The 24,041-nt window shown below is 72.1% G+C and carries 20 protein-coding genes and 1 riboswitch; of the genes, 13 read left to right on the forward strand and 7 right to left on the reverse strand.

Annotated elements, in window-relative coordinates:
* Positions 1 to 2: 2 nt before the first annotated feature.
* Positions 3 to 2,384 (forward strand): DNA helicase PcrA, encoded by a 2,382-nt coding sequence (gene pcrA, locus IEZ24_RS03865; protein ID WP_129455610.1) that lies wholly within the window; start codon positions 3 to 5, stop codon positions 2,382 to 2,384.
* A 148-nt stretch (positions 2,385 to 2,532) separates the two neighbouring features.
* Here the strand turns inward: pcrA and IEZ24_RS03870 are convergent, their stop codons facing one another.
* Positions 2,533 to 3,360 (reverse strand): M23 family metallopeptidase, encoded by an 828-nt coding sequence (locus IEZ24_RS03870; RefSeq protein WP_207206845.1) that lies wholly within the window; start codon positions 3,358 to 3,360, stop codon positions 2,533 to 2,535.
* 160 nt (positions 3,361 to 3,520) lie between these two features.
* Positions 3,521 to 4,831 carry a cryptochrome/photolyase family protein gene (locus IEZ24_RS03875; RefSeq protein ID WP_129455612.1) on the reverse strand — a complete coding sequence of 437 codons (1,311 nt, stop codon included), beginning with the start codon at positions 4,829 to 4,831 and terminating at the stop codon, positions 3,521 to 3,523.
* Between the two features lie 128 nt (positions 4,832 to 4,959).
* On the opposite strand from IEZ24_RS03875, the gene sucC reads away from it, so the two are divergent.
* Together sucC and sucD are read left to right on the forward strand one after the other, a co-directional pair.
* The gene (sucC, locus tag IEZ24_RS03880; RefSeq protein ID WP_129455613.1) at positions 4,960 to 6,129 is read left to right on the forward strand and encodes an ADP-forming succinate--CoA ligase subunit beta; all 1,170 of its coding nucleotides are present in this window, start codon (positions 4,960 to 4,962) and stop codon (positions 6,127 to 6,129) included.
* 17 nt (positions 6,130 to 6,146) lie between these two features.
* Positions 6,147 to 7,028, forward strand: coding sequence for a succinate--CoA ligase subunit alpha (gene sucD, locus IEZ24_RS03885; RefSeq protein ID WP_129455614.1), 882 nt, complete (start codon positions 6,147 to 6,149; stop codon positions 7,026 to 7,028).
* 20 nt (positions 7,029 to 7,048) lie between these two features.
* Here the strand turns inward: sucD and IEZ24_RS03890 are convergent, their stop codons facing one another.
* From IEZ24_RS03890 to IEZ24_RS03900, 3 genes are read right to left on the reverse strand one after another with little or no spacing between them, the layout of a single operon-like run.
* Positions 7,049 to 7,252, reverse strand: coding sequence for a hypothetical protein (locus tag IEZ24_RS03890; RefSeq protein WP_129455615.1), 204 nt, complete (start codon positions 7,250 to 7,252; stop codon positions 7,049 to 7,051).
* A gap of 6 nt (positions 7,253 to 7,258) precedes the next feature.
* Positions 7,259 to 8,557 (reverse strand): hypothetical protein, encoded by a 1,299-nt coding sequence (locus tag IEZ24_RS03895; RefSeq protein ID WP_129455616.1) that lies wholly within the window; start codon positions 8,555 to 8,557, stop codon positions 7,259 to 7,261.
* A 36-nt stretch (positions 8,558 to 8,593) separates the two neighbouring features.
* Positions 8,594 to 10,492 (reverse strand): SigE family RNA polymerase sigma factor, encoded by a 1,899-nt coding sequence (locus tag IEZ24_RS03900; RefSeq protein ID WP_129455617.1) that lies wholly within the window; start codon positions 10,490 to 10,492, stop codon positions 8,594 to 8,596.
* 135 nt (positions 10,493 to 10,627) lie between these two features.
* Between IEZ24_RS03900 and IEZ24_RS03905 the strand changes: the two genes are divergently transcribed.
* The 6 genes from IEZ24_RS03905 (at position 10,628) to IEZ24_RS03930 (ending at position 16,630) form a co-directional block, all read left to right on the forward strand.
* Complete coding sequence (locus IEZ24_RS03905; protein ID WP_129455618.1) at positions 10,628 to 11,878, forward strand: cell division protein PerM; 1,251 nt, start codon at positions 10,628 to 10,630, stop codon at positions 11,876 to 11,878.
* A gap of 2 nt (positions 11,879 to 11,880) precedes the next feature.
* Positions 11,881 to 13,080, forward strand: coding sequence for a YibE/F family protein (locus IEZ24_RS03910; RefSeq protein ID WP_129455619.1), 1,200 nt, complete (start codon positions 11,881 to 11,883; stop codon positions 13,078 to 13,080).
* A gap of 10 nt (positions 13,081 to 13,090) precedes the next feature.
* A complete protein-coding gene (purN, locus tag IEZ24_RS03915) occupies positions 13,091 to 13,708 on the forward strand; it encodes a phosphoribosylglycinamide formyltransferase (RefSeq protein ID WP_129455620.1) in 618 nt (205 codons plus the stop codon).
* A gap of 2 nt (positions 13,709 to 13,710) precedes the next feature.
* Positions 13,711 to 13,788: riboswitch (ZMP/ZTP riboswitch) on the forward strand.
* Between the two features lie 34 nt (positions 13,789 to 13,822).
* Entirely contained in the window at positions 13,823 to 15,394 is a 1,572-nt protein-coding gene (purH, locus tag IEZ24_RS03920) for a bifunctional phosphoribosylaminoimidazolecarboxamide formyltransferase/IMP cyclohydrolase (protein ID WP_191192813.1), read from the forward strand.
* Positions 15,395 to 15,420: 26 nt separating this feature from the next.
* Positions 15,421 to 16,269 (forward strand): bifunctional methylenetetrahydrofolate dehydrogenase/methenyltetrahydrofolate cyclohydrolase, encoded by an 849-nt coding sequence (locus IEZ24_RS03925; RefSeq protein WP_129455621.1) that lies wholly within the window; start codon positions 15,421 to 15,423, stop codon positions 16,267 to 16,269.
* Between the two features lies 1 nt (position 16,270).
* Positions 16,271 to 16,630 (forward strand): DUF3017 domain-containing protein, encoded by a 360-nt coding sequence (locus IEZ24_RS03930; RefSeq protein WP_129455622.1) that lies wholly within the window; start codon positions 16,271 to 16,273, stop codon positions 16,628 to 16,630.
* A 50-nt stretch (positions 16,631 to 16,680) separates the two neighbouring features.
* Here IEZ24_RS03930 and IEZ24_RS03935 read toward each other — a convergent pair whose 3' ends face one another.
* Complete coding sequence (locus IEZ24_RS03935; RefSeq protein WP_129455623.1) at positions 16,681 to 17,667, reverse strand: malate dehydrogenase; 987 nt, start codon at positions 17,665 to 17,667, stop codon at positions 16,681 to 16,683.
* An 88-nt stretch (positions 17,668 to 17,755) separates the two neighbouring features.
* Between IEZ24_RS03935 and IEZ24_RS03940 the strand changes: the two genes are divergently transcribed.
* Positions 17,756 to 18,439, forward strand: coding sequence for a hypothetical protein (locus IEZ24_RS03940; RefSeq protein WP_129455624.1), 684 nt, complete (start codon positions 17,756 to 17,758; stop codon positions 18,437 to 18,439).
* 1 nt (position 18,440) lies between these two features.
* Here the strand turns inward: IEZ24_RS03940 and IEZ24_RS03945 are convergent, their stop codons facing one another.
* The gene (locus IEZ24_RS03945) at positions 18,441 to 19,556 is read right to left on the reverse strand and encodes an aquaporin (RefSeq protein WP_129455625.1); all 1,116 of its coding nucleotides are present in this window, start codon (positions 19,554 to 19,556) and stop codon (positions 18,441 to 18,443) included.
* Positions 19,557 to 19,732: 176 nt separating this feature from the next.
* Between IEZ24_RS03945 and IEZ24_RS03950 the strand changes: the two genes are divergently transcribed.
* The 3 genes from IEZ24_RS03950 (at position 19,733) to IEZ24_RS03960 (ending at position 23,974) form a co-directional block, all read left to right on the forward strand.
* A complete protein-coding gene (locus IEZ24_RS03950) occupies positions 19,733 to 21,946 on the forward strand; it encodes an NADP-dependent isocitrate dehydrogenase (RefSeq protein WP_129455626.1) in 2,214 nt (737 codons plus the stop codon).
* Between the two features lie 44 nt (positions 21,947 to 21,990).
* Positions 21,991 to 22,656, forward strand: coding sequence for a DUF6498-containing protein (locus tag IEZ24_RS03955; protein ID WP_129455627.1), 666 nt, complete (start codon positions 21,991 to 21,993; stop codon positions 22,654 to 22,656).
* A 73-nt stretch (positions 22,657 to 22,729) separates the two neighbouring features.
* Positions 22,730 to 23,974 carry an MFS transporter gene (locus tag IEZ24_RS03960; protein ID WP_129455628.1) on the forward strand — a complete coding sequence of 415 codons (1,245 nt, stop codon included), beginning with the start codon at positions 22,730 to 22,732 and terminating at the stop codon, positions 23,972 to 23,974.
* Positions 23,975 to 24,041 lie beyond the last annotated feature (67 nt).

Below are 24,041 nucleotides of genomic sequence, written 5' to 3' on the forward strand. Positions count from 1 at the left end.
ACATGAGCCCCACTGACGCCACCCCCGATCAAGCCCTCTTCGAGCGCACCGACCACCCCCTCCTCGAGGGGCTCAACGAGCCCCAGCGGGCGGCCGTGGTGCACTCCGGCGCGCCCCTGCTCGTCGTGGCCGGCGCCGGTTCGGGCAAGACCCGGGTGCTGACCCGTCGCATCGCCTGGCTGATCAACGAGCGCAAGGCCCACCCGGGCTCCATCCTGGCGATCACCTTCACCAACAAGGCCGCGGCCGAGATGAAGGAGCGGGTCCAACAGCTGGTCGGCAACCGCGCGAGGATCATGTGGGTCTCGACCTTCCACTCGTCGTGCGTGCGCATCCTGCGCAAGGAGATCGACCGGGTCGGGTTCAAGTCCAACTTCTCGATCTACGACGCCGCCGACTCCAAGCGGCTCATGACGATGGTGCTGCGCGACCTCGAGCTGGACCCCAAGCGCTACCAGCCCAACGCGGTGCTCCACTGGGTCTCCGACCAGAAGAACGAGCTGCGCGACGCCGAGGACGCCGCCAAGGAGGCGCGCAACTCCTTCGAGGAGGCCTACGCCAAGGCCTTCGCGGCCTACCAGCGCCGCCTGCGTGAGGCCAACGCGCTGGACTTCGACGACCTGATCTCCACCACGGTCCACCTGCTGCAGGCCTTCCCCGACGTCCGCGAGAACTACCGCCGCCGGTTCCGCCACGTGCTGGTGGACGAGTACCAGGACACCAACCACGCCCAGTACAGCCTGATCCAGCAGCTGTGCGGCTCGTCCTTCGAGGAGTCGAGCGCGGAGTCCGTCGAGCCGAGCGAGCTGATGGTCGTCGGTGACGCCGACCAGTCGATCTACGCCTTCCGTGGCGCCGACATCCGCAACATCCTCGACTTCGAGCAGGACTTCCCCGACGCCACCACGATCCTGCTCGAGCAGAACTACCGCTCGACCCAGACGATCCTCAGCGCCGCCAACTCCGTCATCGGCAACAACCGCGGCCGCAAGCCCAAGCGGCTGTGGACCGACGCGGGGGAGGGCGAGCGCATCGTCGGCTACGTGTCCGACGACGAGCACGACGAGGCCCGGTTCGTCAGCGAGGAGATCGACCGGCTCGTCGACGAGCACGGCGTACGCCCCGCCGACGTCGCGGTCTTCTACCGCACCAACGCGCAGTCGCGCGTCTTCGAAGAGGTGTTCATCCGCACCGGCCAGCCCTACAAGGTCGTCGGCGGGGTGCGCTTCTACGAGCGCAAGGAGGTGCGCGACGCGCTCGCCTACCTGCGGATGCTCGTCAACACGGCCGACGAGATCTCGTTGCGCCGGGTGCTCAACACCCCCAAGCGCGGGATCGGCGAGCGGGCCGAGGCCTGCATCGCCGCCCTCGCCGAGCGCGACCGGATCACCTTCTGGGAGGCGCTCACCCGGGCCGCCGAGGCGCCCGGCCTGGCCACCCGCAGCCTCAAGAACATCGAGGGCTTCGTCGCCGTCGTCCAGGAGCTCCAGTCGATGGTCGAGGCCGACGAGCGCCCCGACGTGATCCTGGAGTCGGTCCTCGAGCGCTCCGGCTACCTCGCCGAGCTCGAGGCCAGCGACGACCCCCAGGACGGCACCCGTGTGGAGAACCTCGCCGAGCTCGTCGCCGTCGCGCGCGAGTTCGCCGAGGACCCGCAGCCGGGCCCCAGCGCCGACCCGGCCGAGGTCGAGGCCGGCACCGTGTCCGTCGGGCTCGGCGACTTCCTCGAGCGCGTGGCCCTCGTCGCCGACGCCGACCAGATCCCCGACGCGCCCGACGGCGACGACTCCGGCGTGGTGACCCTGATGACGCTCCACACGGCCAAGGGCCTGGAGTTCCCCGTCGTCTTCCTCACCGGGCTCGAGGACGGCGTCTTCCCCCACCAGCGCTCGCTGGGCGACCAGCCCGAGCTCGAGGAGGAGCGCCGCCTCGCCTACGTCGGCCTCACCCGCGCCGAGAAGCGGCTCTACGTCTCACGCGCCCTCGTCCGCTCTGCGTGGGGCGCGCCCAGCCACAACCCCGCGAGCCGCTTCCTCGACGAGCTCCCGGTCGACCTCGTCGACTGGCGGCGTACGGCTGCCGAGCAGACCCGCTGGGGCCGCCAGGACCTCAGCGGCGGCTCGACCCGCCTCGCCACGCCCACCGACGCCGGGCGCCGCAACTTCAGCTCCGCCGCCCTGCGCGCCGACGCGGCCGCCAAGGCCAAGCCGGCCCGCGCCATCCCCAGCCTCGAGCCGGGCGACCGGGTCGTCCACGACTCCTTCGGCATGGGCACCGTCGTGGCGGTCGAGGGCGTCGCGGAGAAGTCGGTGGCCTCGATCGACTTCGGTTCCGAGGGCGTCAAGCGCCTGCTGCTGCGCTACGCACCCGTCGAGAAGCTCTGACCGGACCGAGCCCCCGGGGATCGGGGAGCGCCGGCCTGCTCAGGGCGAGCCAGGACTCCCCGTTGACTCCGATGTGCCCGCGGACTGGCCGAGAGATCTCGATACGCGCTCGATCTTCCGTGAGCTCAAGCCCGCTGCGCGGTCTTGGTCACGGGACGATGCCGTGCTCGACGAACGCCTGGAACGGGTCGACCGGACCGCCGCCGCCGGGGCGTACCTCGAGGTGCAGGTGCGAGCCGGTCACGTTGCCCGTGGCGCCGACGGTGCCGATGGTCTCGCCGCCGTTGACGCGGTCGCCGACCGAGACGTAGATCGAGGTCTGGTGGCAGTACCAGATCTCGGTGCCGTCATCGAGGGTGACGACGGTCTTGTTGCCGTACGCGCCGTCGTAGCCGGTCTCGGTGACGGTGCCGTTGGCCACCGACAGGATCGGGTCGCCGCTGTTGGCGTTGAAGTCGAGGCCGGTGTGGTAGCTGGCCCACAGGCCGTACTGGCCGAAGGTGGCGGTGATGCCATAGCTGGCGAGGGGGAGAACCCACTTGTTCTCCTTGATCTTCGCCGCCTGGGCCTCCGCGGCCTTGCGCATCTCCTCGAGCTTGGCGGCGCGCTCGGCCATCTGCTTCTCGGCCAGGGCGATGAGCTCGGGGTCGGTCTCCTCGCCGCCGGGGTCGCGGGTGGCGTCGCGGCTGACGATCACGCCGCGGCGCGACAGGGCCTGGCCGGCGGCCTGGCCGATGGACCCGGTGGCCTCCATCGCAGAACCCGTCGAGGTCAGCGCGGTCACGCCCGTGCCGGACGCGGTGACGGCGCCGCCGGCGGACACCGCGAGGACGGCGACTCCGGCCACGAGGGGCAGGGAAGGCAGCTTCACCAGGGAGCGGCGGGGCGGCGGCGTGGCGCGGCGCTTGCCGTTCGTGGGTGCAGCCGGTGCCGAGGTGCGTCGCTTGGGAGCGCGCTCCGCTCGGTGGTTGCCCATGGAGGAATTACCAATCTGCCGGATCGTCAGGGGGGTTCGGGTCGGCGAGACCGCGCACGACTGTAACGGAAAGATCACGGGAAAGTGCAACCCTCGACAAAAAGAGTTCATGTACCCGCGTGACCGGTCGATAAACGGACGCCTCACCCTCAGGGAGGGGTCAGCCTCGCGCCGACTGGTAGCGCTCGAGCGCCTCGCGCCGCTCGTCGGCGTGGTCGACGATGCGCAGGGGATAGTCGCGCTCGTAGCCCACGTCGGACTTCCAGGGCTCGTGCGCGGCCTTGCCCGGCAGGTGCGCGAGCTCGGGCACCCAGCGCCGTACGTAGTCGCCCTGCGGGTCGAACTTGAGGCCCTGGGTGACGGGGTTGAAGACCCGGAAGTAGGGCGAGGCGTCCGTCCCGGTGCCGGCCACCCACTGCCAACCGTGGTTGTTGGACGCGACGTCGCCGTCGATCAGCAGGTCGAGGAAGTGGCGGGCGCCGACCGGCCACCACACGTGGAGGTCCTTGGTGAGGAAGGAGGCCGTGATCATCCGGACCCGGTTGTGCATCCACCCGGTGTGCAGCAGCTGGCGCATCCCGGCGTCGACGATGGGGAAGCCCGTCGTGCCGGTGCGCCACGCCTCGATCGCGTCCTCGGGCTCGTCGTACCTCATGCCCTTCAGCGCGGGCTTGAGGTCGGTCCACGCCGAGGCGGGGGTGTGCCACAGGACGTCGGCGTAGAACTCCCGCCAGCCGAGCTCGTCGGCGTACGTCGACGTGTGGGCGACCTCGGCCAGGAGCGAGCGCGGGTGCAGCACGCCCAGGTGCAGGTAGGGCGAGAGCCGTGAGGTCCCGTCGTGGTCGGGCCGGTTGCGCTCGGTGGCGTACGCGTCCAGGGCGTCGTCGCGGAAGGTCCGCCAGCGGCGCCACGCGGCGTCCTCGCCGGCGCCGGGAAGCTCGAAGGGCGCGTCCTCGACGGCCTTGTGCAGCAGGTCGAGCGCGCGCTGGTGGGAGTCGCCCTGCTCCACGTCGGGGGAGCGGGGCGTGGGCGCCGGCTCCGGCCACCCGTGCTCGCGCCAGGCCCGCGCGAAGGCGGTGAAGACCTGGTAGGGGTCGCCGCTGCCGTTGCGGACCAGACCCGGCCCCACGGCGTACGGGGAACCGGTCGGCACCAGCTCGACCTGCTCGCCCACGGCGTCGTCGCGACGGCGGCCGTACGGGGTGGTCTCGGCGGCCACGTGCACGCGGCGCCCGTCCGCCACGCGGGGCACGACGTCGCGTGGGTCGCCGTGGTGGATGGTGAGCGGGATGCGCTCGGCGAGGGCCAGCACGTTGGCCGCCAGCCACGCCCGTCGCGCCGCACCGGCGCTCGCCCAGATGGTGGGGTCGACCACGAAGAGCGCGGTGACCGGTCCCTCCTCGAGGGCGGCGAGGAGGGCCGGGTTGTCCCTGACCCTCAGGTCCCTGCGGAACCACATGACCGACGACATGCGACTCAACGTAGCCGGGGAGTGAGCACCACCACGCTCACCCGACCTCGTGCGACCCCGCCGGGGAGGTCTAGGGTGCCGAGAGGGAATCCCCGCCACTGTTCGCAACGAAAAGGACTGGTCACCTCGTGGACCTGATGGAATTTCAGGCGAAGGAGCTCTTCGCCAAGCATGGAGTAGCGACCACCCTCGGCGTCGTGGCCGAGACCCCGGAGGCCGCGCGAGCAGCCGCCGAGGAGATGGGCGGCGTGACCGTCGTCAAGGCCCAGGTCAAGGCCGGCGGCCGTGGCAAGGCCGGCGGCGTGAAGATCGCCAAGACCGCCGACGAGGCCGAGTCCTACGCCCGCGACATCCTCGGCATGGAGATCAAGGGCCTCACCGTCAACCGGGTCCTCGTGACCCCGGCGACGCCCCCGGTGGAGGAGTACTACTTCTCCTTCCTGCTCGACCGCTCCAACCGCTCGCACCTGTGCATCGCATCGGTCGAGGGCGGCGTGGAGATCGAGGAGGTCGCCAAGACCAACCCCGACGCCGTCAAGAAGATCCGCGTCGACGCCCTCGAGGGCGTGACGCCCGAGAAGGCCGCCGCCATCGTCGACGAGGCCAAGTTCCCCGCCGCGCTGCGCGACCAGGCCATCGAGATGGTCCAGGCGCTGTGGAAGGTCTACGTCGAGGAGGACGCCACCCTCGTCGAGGTCAACCCGCTCGCGCGGCTCGAGGGCGACAAGCTCGAGGCGCTCGACGGCAAGGTGTCGCTCGACGACAACGCCTCCGAGGTGCGCCACCCCGACCACGAGCAGTTCGAGATCCGCGAGGAGGCCGACCCGCTCGAGGCGAAGGCCAAGGACAAGGGCCTCAACTACGTCAAGCTCGACGGCCAGGTCGGCATCATCGGCAACGGCGCGGGCCTCGTGATGAGCACCCTCGACGTCGTCGCGTACGCCGGCGAGGCGCACGGCGGCGTGAAGCCCGCCAACTTCCTCGACATCGGCGGCGGCGCCAACGCCCAGGTGATGGCCGACGGCCTCGACGTGATCATCAACGACCCGCAGGTCAAGAGCGTGTTCGTCAACGTCTTCGGCGGCATCACCGCCTGCGACGAGGTCGCCAACGGCATCGTGGGTGCGCTGAAGATCCTCGGCGACGAGGAGAGCAAGCCCCTCGTCGTACGCCTCGACGGCAACAACGTCGAGGAGGGCCGTCGGATCCTCGACGAGTTCAACCACCCGCTGGTCACCCAGGTCGACACGATGGACGGCGCGGCTGACAAGGCCGCCGAGCTCGCCCACCAGGCCTGAGAGAGAGAACTGAACAGATGAGCATCTACCTCAACTCCGACTCCAAGATCATCGTCCAGGGCATGACGGGCGGCATGGGCGCCAAGCACACCACCCTCATGGTCGAGTCGGGCGCCAACATCGTCGGCGGCGTCAACGCGCGCAAGGCCGGCACCACCGTCGAGCTCGGCGGCAAGGAGCTCCCGGTCTTCGGCACCGTCGAGGAGGCCATGAAGGAGACCGGCGCCAACGTGTCCGTCGCGTTCGTGCCGCCGGCCTTCACCAAGGATGCCTGCATCGAGGCCATCGACGCCGAGATCCCGCTCCTCGTGGTGATCACCGAGGGCGTCCCCGTCCTCGACACCGCCGAGGTCGTGGCCTACCTCGAGGGCAAGAACACCCGGATGATCGGCCCCAACTGCCCCGGCATCATCACGCCGGAGGAGTCGCTGGCCGGCATCACCCCGCACACCATCGCGGGCAAGGGCCCGGTCGGCCTCGTCTCGAAGTCGGGCACGCTGACCTACCAGATGATGTACGAGCTGAAGGACTTCGGCTTCACCACCGCCATCGGCATCGGCGGCGACCCGATCATCGGCACCACGCACATCGACGCGCTCGAGGCCTTCGAGAACGACCCGGAGACCAAGGCGATCGTGATGATCGGCGAGATCGGTGGCGACGCCGAGGAGCGCGCTGCGGCCTACATCAAGGAGCACGTGACCAAGCCGGTCGTCGGCTACGTCGCCGGCTTCACCGCCCCCGAGGGCAAGACGATGGGCCACGCCGGCGCCATCGTGTCGGGCTCCTCGGGCACCGCGCAGGCCAAGAAGGAGGCCCTCGAGGCCGCCGGGGTCAAGGTCGGCAAGACGCCGTCCGAGACCGCTGCGCTGATGCGGGAGATCCTCGAGAAGCTCTGATCGACCCCTGAGCCGGCGGCTCAGTCCAGACGGCCTCGCAGGTCATCCTGCGGGGCCGTCGGTGATTTCGCGTGCCGTCCGGGACGTACGGGAGCCTTCGCCTCCCACAGCACGCGCCACACGACGTGGGCGCCGAGCAGGCGTACGGGCGCGACGGCGTTGAGCCGGCGCGGGGACGGCAGGGTCGGGCAGGCCGAGCTGGCGAGCGTCGATGGAATTGACATGGTTGTCTAGCACCCCGTTCTCGTGAACACGCACATCGCCGGAAGGATGTTCTGCGAGGTCCCCGTGACCTCGTCGGCCTGCCCGTCCAGCGACGCGAGCGAGCCCTCACCGTATGTGCTGACGAGCAGCCGCGCCGAACCGACGCGGGTGACCTGGAGGACCGAGCTGCCCAGGCCGTCGGAGTAGGTGAGACCGACTGTGACCGTGTCGTGCCCGGTGTCGCGCTCGAGCAGGGTCCACACCAGGTTGCGGTCGGTGCGGCACTCCGCCACGGCCTCCCGGAGGACGTCCATGGCCGAGCTCGCGTGCTCGGGGCCGGTGTGCACGACCAGCTCGCGCCACTCGTGGTGCTCGGGGGCCGCGGCCGACGCGACCAGGCGCCGCAGGCCGCCGGGCGTCTCCCGCTGCGGCCACACCACCTGCCCGCACATCTCGACCTCTCCGATGCCGTCGCCGTCCGGCGACGGCGGGGACACCCGGACGTCACCGCCGTCGGCGGGAAGACCCACGGCGAGGGGGAAGTCCGCCGGGATCTCGGTGGGCGCGGCCTCGTCGGTCGGCTCGTCGGTCGGCTCCTCGGACGAGACGGGCACGTCCCCGAACGCCCCCAGGGCGGCGACCGTGTCCCGCAGCGGGCCGACCGTGTCGTCGACGGCCCGCCTGGCCTGGTCGCGCGTCCACTGGCCGTAGGTCGAGGTGACGAGCAGCGCCGGCCCGACCGGCACGACGTGGACGACCGTCGCGCCGGTGCCGGGGACGCCGTCGACGGTGTGGGTCTGGAGCAGCGTCGTCGCCGGGGTGGGGCCGAAGGGGGACTCCAGCACCTCGGTGCGGGTCGCCATCCGGTCGCTGCCACCTGTCTCCCCGTCCGTGTCGCAGCCCGTCGCGAGAGCGGCGATCTCCTCGCCCAGCGCGGTCGCCTCGTCGGCCCCGCTCAGGACGACGAGCTCACGGGTGTCGGCCGACTCGCCGCCGCTGGCGTCGGCGACCATGCGGTCCCGGGTCCCGATGCCGCGCAGGGGTGTCGTACGGCACACGTCGAGGTCGCGCAGGCCGGTGCCGGTGCGCGAGGTGGGGACGGTGTCCTCCGGCCCGCCCATCCCGGCCGAGAGGGGGAAGTCGTCGGGGATGGTCACCTCGGCCGCGCTGGACGCGCCGGCCGTCGACGCGTCCGCGGAGGCGAGGTCGCCCGACTGCCGGTCGCCGCAGCCGGCGAGCACCAGTCCCCCTGCCAGTGCCCCTGTCAGGGCGCAGGCCAGGGCGCGCGCCGAGATGGCGCGTCCGGGCCGGTGACGGTGCCTCATGACGGATGAGACACCGCGGGGCGGCAAAAGGTTGCGTCAGCCTGAGGAGTCGAGTCGTCCGAGCCGCTCGAGGACCCGGCGCGAGAGCGCCACGAAGTCGGCGCGCGACATCGTCATGGTGCGGTCGGGGGCGAACCCGAGCTGCGACACGGCGGTGCCGTGGCGGACGATCGCCATGAGGAACGGGAACGACTGGCGGTCGTTGAGCTCGATGGTGAGGGCCCACACGCTCAGGTCGGTCGTCCGGGTCGAGGTCTCGGCGAGCTGGGTCACGCTGGTGCCGAGGTTCTCCCGGCCGCACTGGCGGATGCGGTCGCGGACCTGGTCGACGAACCCGCTCGCCTTCGCCTGCTTCATCGACCCGACGGTCTGGGTCAGGCCGAGCTGGGAGGCGTCCGGCGTCTCGGGGAACAGGAAGGTCCGGGTCAGCGCCTTGCTGATGCCCTTGCCCTGGAACGTGGTGCGGTCGCACCGGGTCGCCGCGTAGTTGCTGCGCGCCCGCTCGGGCTCGGTGCCGACCCAGGGACCGCGCACCTGGGCGACGGGCGGCAGGTCGACGACGGACAGCAGTCCGGGAGGTGTGCCGATGTCGAGGGGCGCGGTGGTGGTCGCGCGGGCGCGGCCGGCACACGTCCCGGCGCCGTCGGAGCCGCACAGACCGTTGACCGCGGCCGCGAGGCCGGTGAGGACCGCCTTGTCGCCGACCGCCTTTCCCTGGCTGCGGACGACGGTGGTGACGAGCAGGCTGCCCGTGCGGGCGGTGCCGACGCTGATCGAGGCCGGCACCTTGCCCCACGACCGCAGCCGGAACACCCGGGCGTCGTCGCCGACGCGCTTGACGGTGCGGGTGGAGAGCAGCTGGGTGCGGGGGTCGATGCAGCCGGCGAACCACAGCGACGCGGTCTCGAAGCCCTGCTCGGCCTGCTGCTCGTTGCGCGACATCTCGACCATCTGGACGGCGGTGGACTCGACGCGGCTGACCTCGCGCTCGCGGGTGCGCTGGCGCTTGCCCTTGCCGACCTGCTGCTTCACGACCCGGGTCGTCGAGCCCTCCCACGTACGGGCGAGGGCGGTGACGCCGTCGGGGTCGGCGAACCGCTCCCGCTGGCACGGCGCGAGCAGGCCGTTGCCGGAGAGGTTGTCGGTCGTCGAGGTCTCGGCCCAGTCCAGCCCGGACCCGAACCGGGACAGCTGGCCGGGGGAGAAGAGGGCGGCCTCGTCGATGATCGGCTCGCCGGCGCTCTCGGTCTCGGGCTGGTGCACCGTGACGCCCGGCGTGGCCTTCTCCTCGCTGAGGCTCGTCGCCTCGGCGTTGGACCCGGTGGCGACGAGGGACCCCGAGGCGACGAGGGCGGCCGTGGCGACGGCGGCGCCGATCACCGTGTGCGTACGACGCCGTGCCGCGCCGGCGCGCCGGATGACCGTCGCGCGGGGCCAGCGGATCTCCTCGAGCGGTGCCGCGAGGCCGTGGAGCAGGCGCGGGATCTCGGTGGTGGGCGCGTCGCGGTGCAGGGAGAACTGGGAGCTCGCGGTCTGCAGCTCGCGCTCGGCGTCGGCGCGCGGCAGGCCCACGGTGCGCGAGATGTCGGACAGCGACAACGCGGAGAGCCCGTTGAGCACGAGGAGCTCGCGCTGGCGGGTGGAGAGCTTGGAGAGTGCCTCGAGCGTGCTGCGGGTCTCGGGGGCGAGCGACTTGTCGCGGTGCCAGATGCGGGCGGTGTGCCGGCGCCGGGCGCGGCCGAGGGCGAGCGGGCGGACGTACGCGTCGCGGTCGTCGAGCTGGCCGACCTTGCGCCAGTGGTGCCACGCGACGACGAAGGCGTCGCGAACGGCTGCACGGGCGGCCGGGGCGTCGCCGGTGAGTGCGTAGGCCTCGTGCAGGAGTCGGGTGCGGGTCTCGACGTAGTAGGCGTCGAACGTCTCGGGGCTCCTCATGACCGCTCCACGGTACGGGAGCGGCCAACGCCGCGCACATCCTTCCCCACCATCGGCCCGCGCTCGGCCGGCCCCTGCGCGCGGGCGGCGTGGGAGCGCGATCTGCCGCCGCGACCGGGTGATGATGGGTCGGCCATGACGTCGCTCCTCACCCGACCCGACCACGCGCGCACCGAGGCTGCCCGGCCGCGCCCGCTGGTGCTGATCGCGACGCTCGGGGGGGTGATGGCCGCGCTCGGCCCGCTCGTCGTGCTGCTCGCGATCGGGGTCATCGGCTGGTTCGCCACCGACGCCGGCGTGCACGGCGCTCCCCGCGACGGCATGCGCGTGGGCGCGCTGGCGTGGCTGGCCGGACACGGCTCCGGCGTCACCGTGATGGGCGCGCGGATCGCGATCGTGCCGCTCGGCATCACCGCGGTCGCCGCGTGGTCGATGTGGCGCCTCGGGCACCGCGTCGGAGACTCGGTCTCCGGCCACGGCCCCGACGCCGACCGGATCTCCGACGGCGAGCGCGACTTCACCGTGCCCACCGCCGTCGTGCTGTTCCTCGCCGGGTACGCCGTGGTGGCCGTCGTGGTGGCGACCCTGGCGGCCGGCACCACGGCCGACCCGTCCCTGCCGCGCGTGCTCGCCTGGACCGTCCTGCTGACCGCCTTCGTGGCCGCACCGGCGATCGCGACCGGGTCCGGCCGGGCCGCGATCTGGGCGGCGTTCCTCCCGGCCGCGGTGCGCGCGGGTGCAGCCGTCGCCGGCGCCGTCCTGGCCCGGCTGCTCGTCGTCTCCACGCTGGTCCTCCTCGTCGCGCTCGCCCTCTCCTTCGACGACGCCGCCACCATGACGTCGCGGCTGCACCCCAGCCCGTCCGAGGCCGGGCTCTACGCGCTCGCCAACACCGCGTTCGTCCCCAACGCCGCGCTGTTCACCGGCTCCTTCCTGCTCGGGCCGGGCTTCGCGGTCGGTGGCGCCACCCTCGTCTCGCCCGGCGCGGTCGTGCTGGGTCCGCTGCCGGTCGTGCCGCTCCTGGCCGCGCTCCCGGCGACGGGCACGCCAGCGGGCTGGGTCGGTGGGCTGATGGCCCTCCCGCCGTTGGTCGCGGCGTACGCCGCCTTCCGGGCGCTGCGCGGCCGGCTGCTCAGCTGGGACCGCCTGCTGCTCGCCGGCTGCGGTGGCGGGCTCGTCGCGGGCTTCGGGTTCGCGGTGCTCGCCTCCCTCTCCGGCGGGGCCGTCGGACCGGGTCGGATGCGCTTCGTCGGTCCGTTCACCCGCGACGTGCTGGTCCACTCGGTGACCGCCTGCGGCATCGGTGCCCTGCTGGGTGCCTCCGTGCTGGCGGTCCTCGCCTGGCGCTCGACCTGTACGCCCCGCCCGACCCCCACGGAGGACTGAGCATGGGGGCTGGACACAGCCACGGCGACCGTCCCTCCCTGGGGGCCGCGCCGCGGCGGCTGCAGGTGCTGTTGGCCGTCGTCGTCGGACCCCTCGTCCTGGCGACCCTGGTCGGGCTGTTCGTGCTCTGGCCCGACGGCGACCTCGCGGTCAGCGGTCCGGGCGTCGACGTGGAGCGCGGCACCGCCGAGGTGCTGTCCGTCGGACCCTGCCAGCAGGAGCAGGCGGTCGAGGGCTGCCAGCAGGCCGAGGTCGAGGTGCTCAGCGGTCCCGGCGCGCCCGGGGAGGCGGTGGCCCTGCTGCCCTACGGCAGCCAGGCGCCCGAGGTGGTGGCGGGCGACCGGATCATCGTCTCCTTCACCGCGGAGGCCCCCGACGGCGAGCAGTACGCCTTCCAGGACTTCGACCGCGGCCCGCCGCTGCTCGTGCTGACCATCCTGTTCGCCGTCGGCGTCCTCGCGCTGTCGCGCTGGCGCGGCATCGGGGCCCTCGCCTCCCTCGCGTACTCGCTGGTCCTCATCGCGGTCTTCACCCTCCCCGCGATCATGGAGGGCGCCTCGCCCCTCGCCGTGGCCGTCATCACCGCCGCCGCCATCATGCTCGTCACGCTCTACCTCTCCCACGGCTTCGACATCCGCTCCACCGTCGCGATGCTCGGCACCCTCGTCTCGCTCGTGGTCATCGGCGTGCTCGGGTGGGTGTTCACCCGGGTGGGCCACTTCACCGGTCTCGTCGACGAGGGCAGCCAGTACATCTCCGGCATCGCCGCCCAGGTCGACCTCCGCGGGCTGCTGCTCGCCGGCCTCGTCATCGGCGCGCTCGGCGTGCTCGACGACGTGACCGTCACGCAGACGTGGGCGGTGTGGGAGCTCGCCGACGTCGACCCCGACGCCAGCGTGCGGTCGATCTTCGTGCGGGCGATGCGGATCGGGCGCTCGCACGCCGCGTCGACCGTCAACACGCTCGTCCTGGCCTACGTCGGCGCCACGCTCCCGCTGATGCTCGTCTTCTCGGCGCTGTCGCTGCCCTTCGGGATCGCGGTCAGCCAGGAGGTGGTCGCCCAGGAGGTCGTGCGCGGCCTCGTCGGCGGACTCGGCATCCTCGCCGCCGTGCCGGTGACGACCGGCATCGCGGCGCTGGTCGCGGGCCGTCTGGTGCGCGAGCGACGGACGGCGTCGGACGGGCCCTCCCACCGCGCCTAGACTCCCCGGCGTGAACAGTCCCGCTCGCATCGTCGTCCTGGTGTCCGGGGCCGGCACCAACCTGCAGGCCCTGCTGGACGCCTGCGCCGACCCGGCGTACGGCGCCCGCGTCGTGGCCGTGGGGGCCGACCGCGACGGCGTCGAGGGCCTGGCACGGGCCGACCGCGCCGGGGTGCCGACCTTCGTGGCCAGGGTCGCCGACTACACCTCCCGCGAGCACTGGGACCGCGCGCTGGCCGACAAGGTGGGCGCGTTCGAGCCGGACCTGGTGGTGTCGGCGGGTTTCATGAAGCTGCTCTCGCAGGACTTCCTCGACCGGTTCCTCACCCTCAACACCCACCCCGCACTGTGCCCGGCGTTCCCCGGGATGCACGGCCCGCGCGACGCGCTCGAGCACGGCGTCAAGGTCACCGGAGCCACTCTGTTCGTGGTCGACGCGGGGGTCGACACCGGCCCGATCGTGGCCCAGGTGCCCGTCGAGGTCGTCGAGGACGACGACGTGGCGTCGTTGCACGAGCGGATCAAGGCAGCCGAGCGCGCCATGCTCGTCGACGCGGTCGGCCGGATCGCCCGCGAGGGGATCTCGGTGGAGGGGCGCCGGGTTCGCATCGGCGGCGACGCTCGGTAGTCTGCGGGGCACACGACTGGCGCAGGTGGGCCACCACCAGGGAGTGACGCGCGAGGGCATCGAACGCCTGGGTGCCCTCGATCTCGTCAACGAGCTCGACCTCCGAGGAGTCCCGTGTCTTCTGAACTGCGTATCCCGATCAAGCGTGCACTCGTCTCCGTCTACGACAAGACCGGGCTCGAGGCCCTGGTCCGGGGCCTGCACGACGCCGGCGTCGAGCTGGTCTCCACCGGCGGCTCGGCCGCGCTGATCGAGTCGCTCGGCCTCCCGGTCACCAAGGTCGAGGACCTCACCGGCTTCCCCGAGTGCCTCGACGGGCGGGTCAAGACGCTGCACCCGCGCGTGCACGCCGGCATCCTCGCCGACCGCCGCCTCGACTCCCACGTCGCGCAGCTCGAGGAGCTCGGCGTCGAGCCGTTCGACCTCGTGGTCAGCAACCTCTACCCCTTCACGCAGACCGTCGCCTCCGGTGCCGGCCCCGACGAGTGCGTCGAGCAGATCGACATCGGCGGCCCGTCGATGGTGCGCGCCGCCGCCAAGAACCACCCCAGCGTCGCGATCGTCACCTCGCCCGCGGCGTACGACACGGTGCTGGCCGCCGTGGCCGCCGGGGGCTTCACCCTGGCCGAGCGGCAGCGCCTCGCCGCCGAGGCGTTCGTCCACACCGCGACCTACGACGTGCACGTGGCGGCGTGGATGGGCAACGTGCTCACCGACACGAGCGAGGGGTCCGGCTTCCCGGCCTGGATGGGTGCGACGTGGAACAAGGAGGCGGTGCTGCGCTACGGCGAGAACCCGCACCAGTCCGCCGCGCTCTACAGCAACGGCTTCCTGCCCGGCGGTCCGGGGCTGGCGCAGGCCACGCAGCACCACGGCAAGGAGATGTCCTACAACAACTACGTCGACGCCGACGCGGCCCGCCGGGCGGCGTACGACTTCGACGAGCCGGCCGTCGCGATCATCAAGCACGCCAACCCGTGCGGCATCGCGGTCGCCGGTGACGTGGCCGAGGCCCACCGCAAGGCGCACGAGTGCGACCCCGTCAGCGCGTTCGGCGGCGTGATCGCCACCAACGTCCCGGTCTCCGTCGCGATGGCCGAGCAGGTCGCCGAGATCTTCACCGAGGTCATCGTGGCGCCCGGCTACGAGGACGGCGCGATCGAGGCGCTCCGGGCGAAGAAGAACATCCGCGTCCTCGAGTGCCCGCCGCTGGCGCGCGGTGGCGGCGACATGCGCTCCATCTCCGGCGGGCTGCTGCTCCAGGAGCGCGACGACGTCAGCGCCGAGGGCGACGACCCGTCGACGTGGACCCTCGCGACCGGCGAGGCCGCGTCCGACGAGGTGCTCGCCGACCTCGCCTTCGCGTGGCGCGCGTGCCGCGCGGTGAAGTCCAACGCGATCCTCCTGGCCGCCGACGGCGCCTCGGTCGGCGTCGGGATGGGCCAGGTCAACCGTGTCGACTCCTGCCGCCTCGCGGTCGAGCGGGCGGGGGAGCGGGCCGCCTCGGCCGTCGCGGCCTCCGACGCGTTCTTCCCCTTCGCCGACGGACCGCAGATCCTCATCGACGCCGGGGTGAAGGCCATCGTCCAGCCCGGAGGGTCGGTGCGCGACGCCGAGGTCGTCGCGGCGTGCGAGGCTGCCGGCGTGACGATGTACGTCACCGGCGCCCGGCACTTCTTCCACTGAGGACGGGGCTCCCTAGGATGACCACCGTGACCGCACAGACCCTCGACGGCGCAGCCACGCTGCGGACCATCAAGGCGGAGCTCGCCCAGCGCGTCGCCGCCCTGAAGGAGCAGGGGGTCACCCCCGGCCTCGGCACCGTGCTCGTCGGCGACGACCCCGGCTCGCACTGGTACGTCGGCGCCAAGCACAAGGACTGCGCGGAGATCGGCATCACCTCGATCCGCCGCGACCTGCCCGCCACGGCCACCCAGGCCGAGGTCGAGGCGGTCATCGACGAGCTCAACGCCGACGCCGCCTGCACCGGCTTCCTGGTCCAGCAGCCGACCGGCCTCGACGAGTTCGCCCTGCTCTCGCGCGTCGACCCCGACAAGGACGTCGACGGCCTGCACCCGGTCAACCTGGGCAAGCTCGTGCTCGGTGAGTCCGGCCCGCTGCCGTGCACCCCTGTCGGCGCCATCGAGCTGCTGCGGCGCCACGGCATCGAGATCGCCGGCGCGGAGGTCGTCGTCGTCGGACGTGGCCTCACGGTCGGACGCCCGCTCGGGCTGCTGCTGACCCGCCGCTCCGAGAACGCCACGGTCACGCTGTGCCACACCGGCACCCGCGACCTCGCCGCCCACGTACGCCACGCGGACATCGTCGTGGCGGCCGCGGGCGTTCCCGGCATCATCACCGCCGACATGGTGAAGCCCGGCGCCGCCGTGCTCGACGTGGGCGTCTCCCGGGTCGACGGCAAGGTCACCGGTGACGTGCACCCCGGCGTCTGGGACGTCGCCGGCTGGGTCTCGCCCAACCCCAAGGGCGTGGGCCCGATGACGCGCGCGATGCTGCTGACCAACATCGTGGAGATCGCCGAGAGGTCCGTCCGGTCCTGACATGGCCGACAGCCACGACCACCTCGAGCCGCCCGAGTCCGTCCCGCCGGTCTCCGCCGAGCCGTACGACCCGGACGAGCCGCGGCGCTACCCCTCGACCATCGGGGGCGCGTTCTACCTGCTCGTCCTCGGCGCCGTCGGCGTCGCGATGGTCGTCGTCGCGCTCGACGAGTGGCGCACCGGCATCCGACTGATGGGCGGCTCGCTGATCTTCGCGGCCGCCGTACGCCTCGTGCTCCGCCGTCGTGACGCCGGCATGCTCGCGGTGCGGCACAAGGTCCTCGACGCGGTCGTGCTCATCGTGCTCGGGGGGGCGCTGATCTTCCTGGCGGGGTCGATCCCGGACCAGCCGGAGTTCTGAGACGACGGCGGCCGGGCACCCCCGCGAGGGAGTGCCCGGCCGGGGTCGGATCAGATGAGGCCGAGCTCCGTGACGGCCTTGCGCTCGTCGGCGAGCTCCGCGGTGGAGGCGTCGATGCGGGCGCGGGAGAAGTCGTCGATCTCGAGGCCCTCGACGATCGACCAGTCGCCACCGGAGGTGGTGACGGGGAACGAGGAGATCAGGCCCTCGGGGACGCCGTACTCGCCGCTGGACACCACGGCCATCGAGACCCAGTCGTCGGCCGCGGAGCCGAACAGCCAGTCGCGGGCGGCGTCGATGGTCGCCGACGCGGCGGACGCGGCCGAGGACGAGCCGCGGGCGTCGATGATCGCGGCGCCGCGCTTGGCGACGGTCGGGATGAAGTCGTTCTCCAGCCAGGCCTGGTCACCGACGAGCTCGGCGGCGTTCTGGCCGTTGACCTCGGCGTGGAACAGGTCGGGGTACTGGGTCGCGGAGTGGTTGCCCCAGATCGTCATCTTCTTGATGTCGGTGACCTTGGCGCCGGTCTTGGCCGCGAGCTGGCTGATCGCCCGGTTGTGGTCGAGGCGGGTCAGCGCGGAGAAGCGCTCGCGCGGGATGTCGGGCGCGTTGCTCATCGCGATGAGGGCGTTGGTGTTGGCCGGGTTGCCGGTGACGCCGATGCGGACGTCGTCGGCGGCGACGGCGTTCAGGGCCTTGCCCTGCGCCGTGAAGATCGCGCCGTTGGCGGAGAGCAGGTCGCCGCGCTCCATGCCGGGGCCGCGCGGGCGCGCGCCGACGAGCAGGGCGAGGTTCACGCCGTCGAAGATCTTCTCCGCGTCGGCGCCGATCTCGACGCCGGCGAGGTTCGGGAAGGCGCAGTCGTCGAGCTCCATGACGACACCCTCGAGCGCCTTGAGGGCGGGCTCGATCTCGAGCAGCCGGAGCTCGATGGGGCGGTCCGCGGCCAGCGCGCCGCTGGCGAGGCGGAAGAGCAGGCTGTAGCCGATCTGGCCGGCGGCGCCGGTGACGGCCACCTTGAGAGGTTCGGAGGTCACGGTCGTACTCCTCGTGAGGGGGTCTCGAAGCGGTGCTGGATTGTCCTGCTGACGCTAGCAGCGGGGGCCGGCTGGCATGCTGGCGCCCATGACGACGGGGCCCCGAGCCGTACGCCGCCCGCTGGCGGCCGGTGTGCTGGCGGCCGGTCTCGCGCTGGGGTTCACCGGGTGCGCCGGCATCGGCCAGCCCGAGCCGTACGACTCGCCGGGCATCAACGGGCTGGTGGTCCCGACCCCGACCCCGTCGCCCGGCGACTTCGTCGATGTCGTGGACAACCCGTGGCTGCCCCTCGAGCCCGGAGCCCGGTGGACCTACGACGTCACCGGCGACGGGTCCTCGAGCGGCACGATCGAGGTGGAGGTGCTCGACGGCACGGTCCCGGTCGCCGGGCTCGACGCCACCGCGGTGGAGACCACCGTCGACCTCGGCGGCACGACGAGCGTGGAGACCGATCTCTACGCCCAGGACGAGGCGGGCAACGTCTGGCTCGTCGGGGCCGACGCGGACGGCGCCGGCTGGCGCGCGGGGGAGGGCGGTGCCGGGGCGGGCCTCGCGATGCCCGCCGACCCGCGGCTCGGCGACGGCTGGCTGACGTACGACGTCCCGGGCCTGCCCCGCGCGAGCCGGACGATCGAGGACCAGTCGGACGACATGGTCCAGACGCGCGACGAGGCCGACACCACGACTCGTCGCGTGTACGAGAAGGGTGTCGGCCTCGTGGGGTTCGAGGACCTCGACGCCGGCTGGACCGCGCAGCTGGTCCGACCGTGAGCTAGTCCGGGCGGCGCACCTGCGTGCGGCCGTCGTCGTCGCCGTCGGGGTTGCCCCAGTGGCCGGGCGCGCTCGGGCCGGGCTGCTGCGGCTGTTGCGGCTGGTACGGCTGCTGGGGAGCGCCCCACTGGCCGGGCTGGGTCGGCTGCTGCTGCGGTGCGGGCTGCCCCCACTGGCCGGGCTGCGGCGCCGCCTGGGGCGTGGAGTAGGGGTCGGGCTGCTGCTGTGGCGGGTGCGGCGGCTGGTAGGGGTCGGGCTGGCCCCACTGCTGCTGCGGGGGAGCACCCCACGCGGCGCCGGGCTGGCCCCAGCCGCCCTGCTGGCCCTGGTTCCACTGGGCCTCGTAGGAGCCGGGGACGAACTGGTCCTTCCTCCCGCCGCTGAAGTTGAGGCCCGAGCCGGCGACCGGGGCCCCGCCCTGGCCGAAGAGGATCGGGTAGGTGAGGCCGGCGATCGCCGCGCCGAGGAGCGGTGCGACGACGAAGAGCCACAGCTGCACGATCGCGTCGGTGCCGGCGAAGACGCCGACACCGATGGAGCGGGCCGGGTTGACCGACGTGCCGGTCAGCGGGATGGCGACGAAGTGGATCATCGCGAGGGACAGGCCGATCGCCAGCGGGCCGAGCGCGGCGTTGATCTCGTTGCGCTCGTCGGTCACCGCCAGGATGATCCAGAGGAAGACCGCCGTCAGGAGGACCTCGAGCAGCAGCGCCGCCCACCAGGCGTACCCCGAGCCCTGGTCGCCGAAGAAGTTCTGGCCCATGTTGCCCTCGGCGGTGAAGCCCTCGAAGCCGTTGCCGAGGCCGAGGAGCACCGCGCCGGCGAGGAGGCCGCCGAGGAGCTGGGCGGCCATGTAGATGCCGACCTGGTTCCACGGCAGTCGGCCGCCGAGCACGGCGCCCAGCGTGACGGCCGGGTTGAAGTGCCCACCGGAGATGCGACCGACGGCGTAGGACATCACCACCACGGTGAGGCCGAAGGTCAGGGCGGTCGCGACGAGATCGCCGCCGCTGTAGACGGCGGCACCGCAGCCGAAGAAGACGAGCACGAAGGTGCCCAGAGTCTCTGCGGTGAACTTCTGCCCGGTGGTCGGTGTGTCTTCGACGATGTCGCTCATCGCGAGTCCCCTCAGTGAGTCAGGTCGGCCGTACCCCTCGTAGGCCACGGTGAGCCTAGCGGCGTTGGCGAGAGGGGTGCGAGGGTAGGCGAGTCGCAACGCTTCCCCGCGTCAGGTATCTTGACGTCAAGAGTTATGCCCGGATCAGATCGCGATCTACAGGAGCTGTCGTTACCATGGCCAAGATCATCTACACCCACACCGACGAGGCGCCGCTGCTGGCGACGTACTCGTTCCTGCCGATCATCGCCGCCTACGCGAAGACCGCCGGTGTGGACGTCGAGACGCGTGACATCTCGCTCGCCGGCCGCGTGATCGCGCAGTTCCCCGACCGTCTCACCGACGAGCAGCGCCTCGACGACGCCCTCGCCGAGCTCGGCGAGCTCGCCACGAAGCCCGAGGCCAACATCATCAAGCTGCCCAACATCTCCGCCTCGATCCCGCAGCTCAAGGCGACCATCGCCGAGCTGCAGTCGCAGGGCTACGACCTGCCCGACTACCCGGAGAACCCGCAGACCCACGAGGAGCGAGAGATCCGCGCCCGCTACGACAAGGTCAAGGGGTCCGCGGTCAACCCGGTGCTGCGCGAGGGCAACTCCGACCGCCGCGCGCCCGCGTCGGTGAAGAACTACGCCAGGTCGCACCCGCACTCGATGGGCGCGTGGAGCAGCGAGTCGAAGACGTCGGTCGCCACGATGGGCCACGACGACTTCCGCAGCAACGAGCAGTCGGTCGTCATCCCCGCCGACGACACCCTGTCGATCGTCCACGTCGGCAGCGACGGGTCCGAGACGGTGCTCAAGGAGGGCCTGGCGGTCCTCGAGGGCGAGGTCGTCGACGCGACCTTCATGAGCGCAGCCAAGCTCGACGAGTTCCTCCAGGAGCAGGTCGCCAGGGCCAAGGCCGACGGCGTCCTGTTCTCCGCCCACCTCAAGGCCACGATGATGAAGGTCTCCGACCCGATCATCTTCGGCCACGTCGTGCGCGCCTACTTCGCCGACGTCTTCGCCCAGTACGGCGAGCAGCTCGCCGCCGCCGGCCTGTCGGCCAACGACGGCCTCGGCGCCATCCTGTCCGGGCTCGACAAGGTCGAGGGCGGGGCCGAGATCAGGGCCGCCTTCGAGAAGGGCCTGGCCGAGGGGCCGTCGCTGGCCATGGTCGACTCCGACCGCGGCATCACCAACCTGCACGTCCCCTCCGACGTCATCATCGACGCCTCGATGCCGGCCATGATCCGTACGTCGGGCCAGATGTGGAACGCCGACGGCGAGCAGCAGGACACCCTCGCCGTCATCCCGGACTCGTCCTACGCCGGCGTCTACCAGGCCGCGATCGACGACTGCCGGACCCACGGCGCCCTCGACCCGGCGACGATGGGCTCGGTGCCCAACGTCGGCCTGATGGCCAAGGCGGCCGAGGAGTACGGCTCCCACGACAAGACCTTCGAGATCCCCGCAGCGGGCAAGGTCGAGGTCCGCAACGCCGCCGGCGAGGTGCTGATGTCGCACGACGTCCAGCCCGGCGACATCTGGCGCGCCTGCCAGACCAAGGACGCCTCGATCCGCGACTGGGTGAAGCTCGCCGTCACCCGCGCCCGCGCGTCCGGGACGCCCGCCGTCTTCTGGCTCGACGAGACCCGCGCGCACGACGCCAACCTGATCGCGCTCGTCACCGAGTACCTGAAGGAGCACGACACCGACGGCCTCGACATCCGGGTGATGGCGCCTGCCGAGGCCACGACGTACTCGCTGGAGCGGATCCGCAAGGGCGAGGACACCATCTCGGTGACCGGCAACGTGCTGCGCGACTACAACACCGACCTGTTCCCGATCCTCGAGCTCGGCACCAGCGCCAAGATGCTCTCGATCGTGCCGCTGATGAACGGTGGCGGCCTCTTCGAGACCGGCGCCGGCGGCTCGGCGCCCAAGCACGTCCAGCAGCTGGTCAAGGAGGACTACCTCCGCTGGGACAGCCTCGGCGAGTTCTTCGCCCTGGCCGCCTCGCTGGAGCACCTCGCCGGCTACGCCGACAACCAGCGCGCCAAGCTGCTCGGTGACGCCCTCGACCGGGCGACCGAGACCTTCCTCAACGAGGACCGCTCGCCCGGCCGCAAGCTCGGCACGATCGACAACCGCGGCTCGCACTTCTACCTCGCCCTCTACTGGGCAGAGGAGCTGGCGCAGCAGACCGAGGACGCCGACCTCGCGGCGGCGTTCGCGTCCCTCGCCGGCTCGCTGCGCGAGAACGAGCAGAAGATCGTCGACGAGCTGCTCGCGGTGCAGGGCAAGCCGGCCGACATCGGCGGCTACTTCCGCCCCGACCCCGAGAAGGCCGCGGCGGTCATGCGTCCGTCCGCCACGTTCAACGAGGCGCTCGCCTCGCTCGGCTGAGCGAGGACCGGGCGCCGACGGCGATGGTCACGGGGGAGCAGGGGTTGCCGCGGGCGCCCCTGCTCTCCTCGCTCTCCCTGGTGGTCGGCAACCTGCTGCCGATCTGGGCGGTGTGGGCCGGCCACATGTCGGTGGGCGACGTCTTCGTCGTCTACTGGATCGAGAACCTCGCCTACTGGGCGATCACGATCGTCAAGGTGCGCACCGCCCGCGGCGAGCGCGGGCCCGGCTCGGCGCGGATGACACTCAACGGCCGGCCCGTCGACGCGTCGGACTCGGGCTCGCTGGCGTTCTTCTTCGCCCTCCACTACGGCATCTTCACCTTCGTCCACGGGGTCTTCGCCTTCGTGATGGCGTTCCTCGCCGGCGGTGACCTCCACCCCGGCGCCTGGCTGCTCGCCGGCGTGGCCCTCGGCCTGAGCCACCTCGGGTCGTTGTGGTTGAACTGGTTCGACGGCGGCGAGCGCTGGCGGGTGTCGGCCTCCACCGCGATGTGGCAGCCCTACCCTCGGATGCTCGTGCTCCACGTCGGCATCATCGTGGGCTTCGGGCTGGCGATGCGCTCGGTCGGTGCCTCGGACGCCCCCAGCGGGCTCGAGGAGCTGGCGCCGGTGCTGCTCCTGCTCGGGCTCAAGACCGTGGTCGACCTCGCCCTGCACCTGTGGGAGCGCCGACGGGCACGGTCGCTGCCGGCGGTCGAGGCGGCGTGATCCCGGCCACGAACCACCCCGACGCGCCGTGGCGGGGGAACAAAACCTCCGTCGCGCCCTCTTGCGCCAGGTGATGACGACGACCACCGAGACCACTGCCCTGCCCGACCACCCCTCGTCGCGCGACCTCGACGTCCCGTCGGTGACCGCGCGCCACTTCGGCCTCGCGGTGCTCGCGCTGGCGATGGGCGGCTTCGCGATCGGCACCACCGAGTTCGTCACGATGGGCCTGCTGCCCCAGATCGCCGGCGGTGTCGACGTCTCGATCCCGACCGGCGGCCACGTCATCTCGGCGTACGCCGTCGGGGTGGTCGTGGGCGCACCGGTGCTCGCCTTCCTGGGCGCGCGGCTCCCGCGGCGGGCGCTGCTGGTGGCGCTGATGGCGGCCTTCGCGGTCGGCAACGGGGTGAGCGCGCTCGCCACCTCGTACGAGCAGCTGATGGTCGCCCGTTTCGCCGCGGGCCTGCCGCACGGCGCCTACTTCGGCGTCGCCTCGCTGGTCGCGGCCAGCATGGCGCGGCCCTCGCGCAAGGGCCGCGCGGTCTCGCTGGTCATGCTCGGGCTGTCCGTCGCCAACGTGCTCGGCGTCCCGGCCGCCACGGTCCTCGGCCAGGAGCTGGGGTGGCGTGCCGCGTTCTGGGCGGCCGCCGGTCTCGCGCTGCTCACGCTCGCGCTGGTCGTCTGGTTCGTGCCGTCCGTGCCCGGCGACGCCGCGGCGAGCGGGCGCCGCGAGCTCTCCGCCTTCAAGGTCCCGCAGGTCTGGCTCACGCTGCTCGCCGGTGCCGTCGGCTTCGGCGGCATGTTCGCCGTCTACACCTACATCGCTCCCGTCGTCACCGACGTCGCCGGGCTGGGGGAGCGGTCGGTGCCGGTCTACCTCCTGTCCTTCGGCCTCGGCATGGTCGCCGGCACCTGGCTGGCCGGGATCATGGCCGACTGGTCGATCTTCCGCTCGCTGATCATCGGCGGTGTCGGCATGGCCGCCACGATGCTGGCGTTCTGGCTCACTGCGCCCTACGGATGGGCCGCGCTGCCGGTCGTCTTCCTGATCACCACCCTCGGCTCGGTGCTGGTCGTGAACCTCCAGCTGCGGCTGATGGACGTCGCCGGTGACGCCCAGACCCTCGGCGCGGCGATGAACCACGCCTCGCTCAACATCGCCAACGCGCTCGGCGCCTGGCTCGGCGGCCTGGTCATCGCAGCCGGGTGGGGCCTGCGAGCTCCCGCCCTCGTCGGCCTCGTCCTGTCGATCGCCGGGGTGGGGATCCTGCTGCTGTCGGCCGCGCTGCACGTGCGCGGCCGGGACGTACGTGCCTGATCACCCCCCGAACGGCTGTGTTCGTGTTGCACGGAGTTAACACAGGCGGAACTCCTGCGTTGCACAC

This window comes from Nocardioides ganghwensis (assembly GCF_014779655.1).
In the GTDB taxonomy this organism is placed as follows: Bacteria; Actinomycetota; Actinomycetes; order Propionibacteriales; family Nocardioidaceae; genus Nocardioides; species Nocardioides ganghwensis.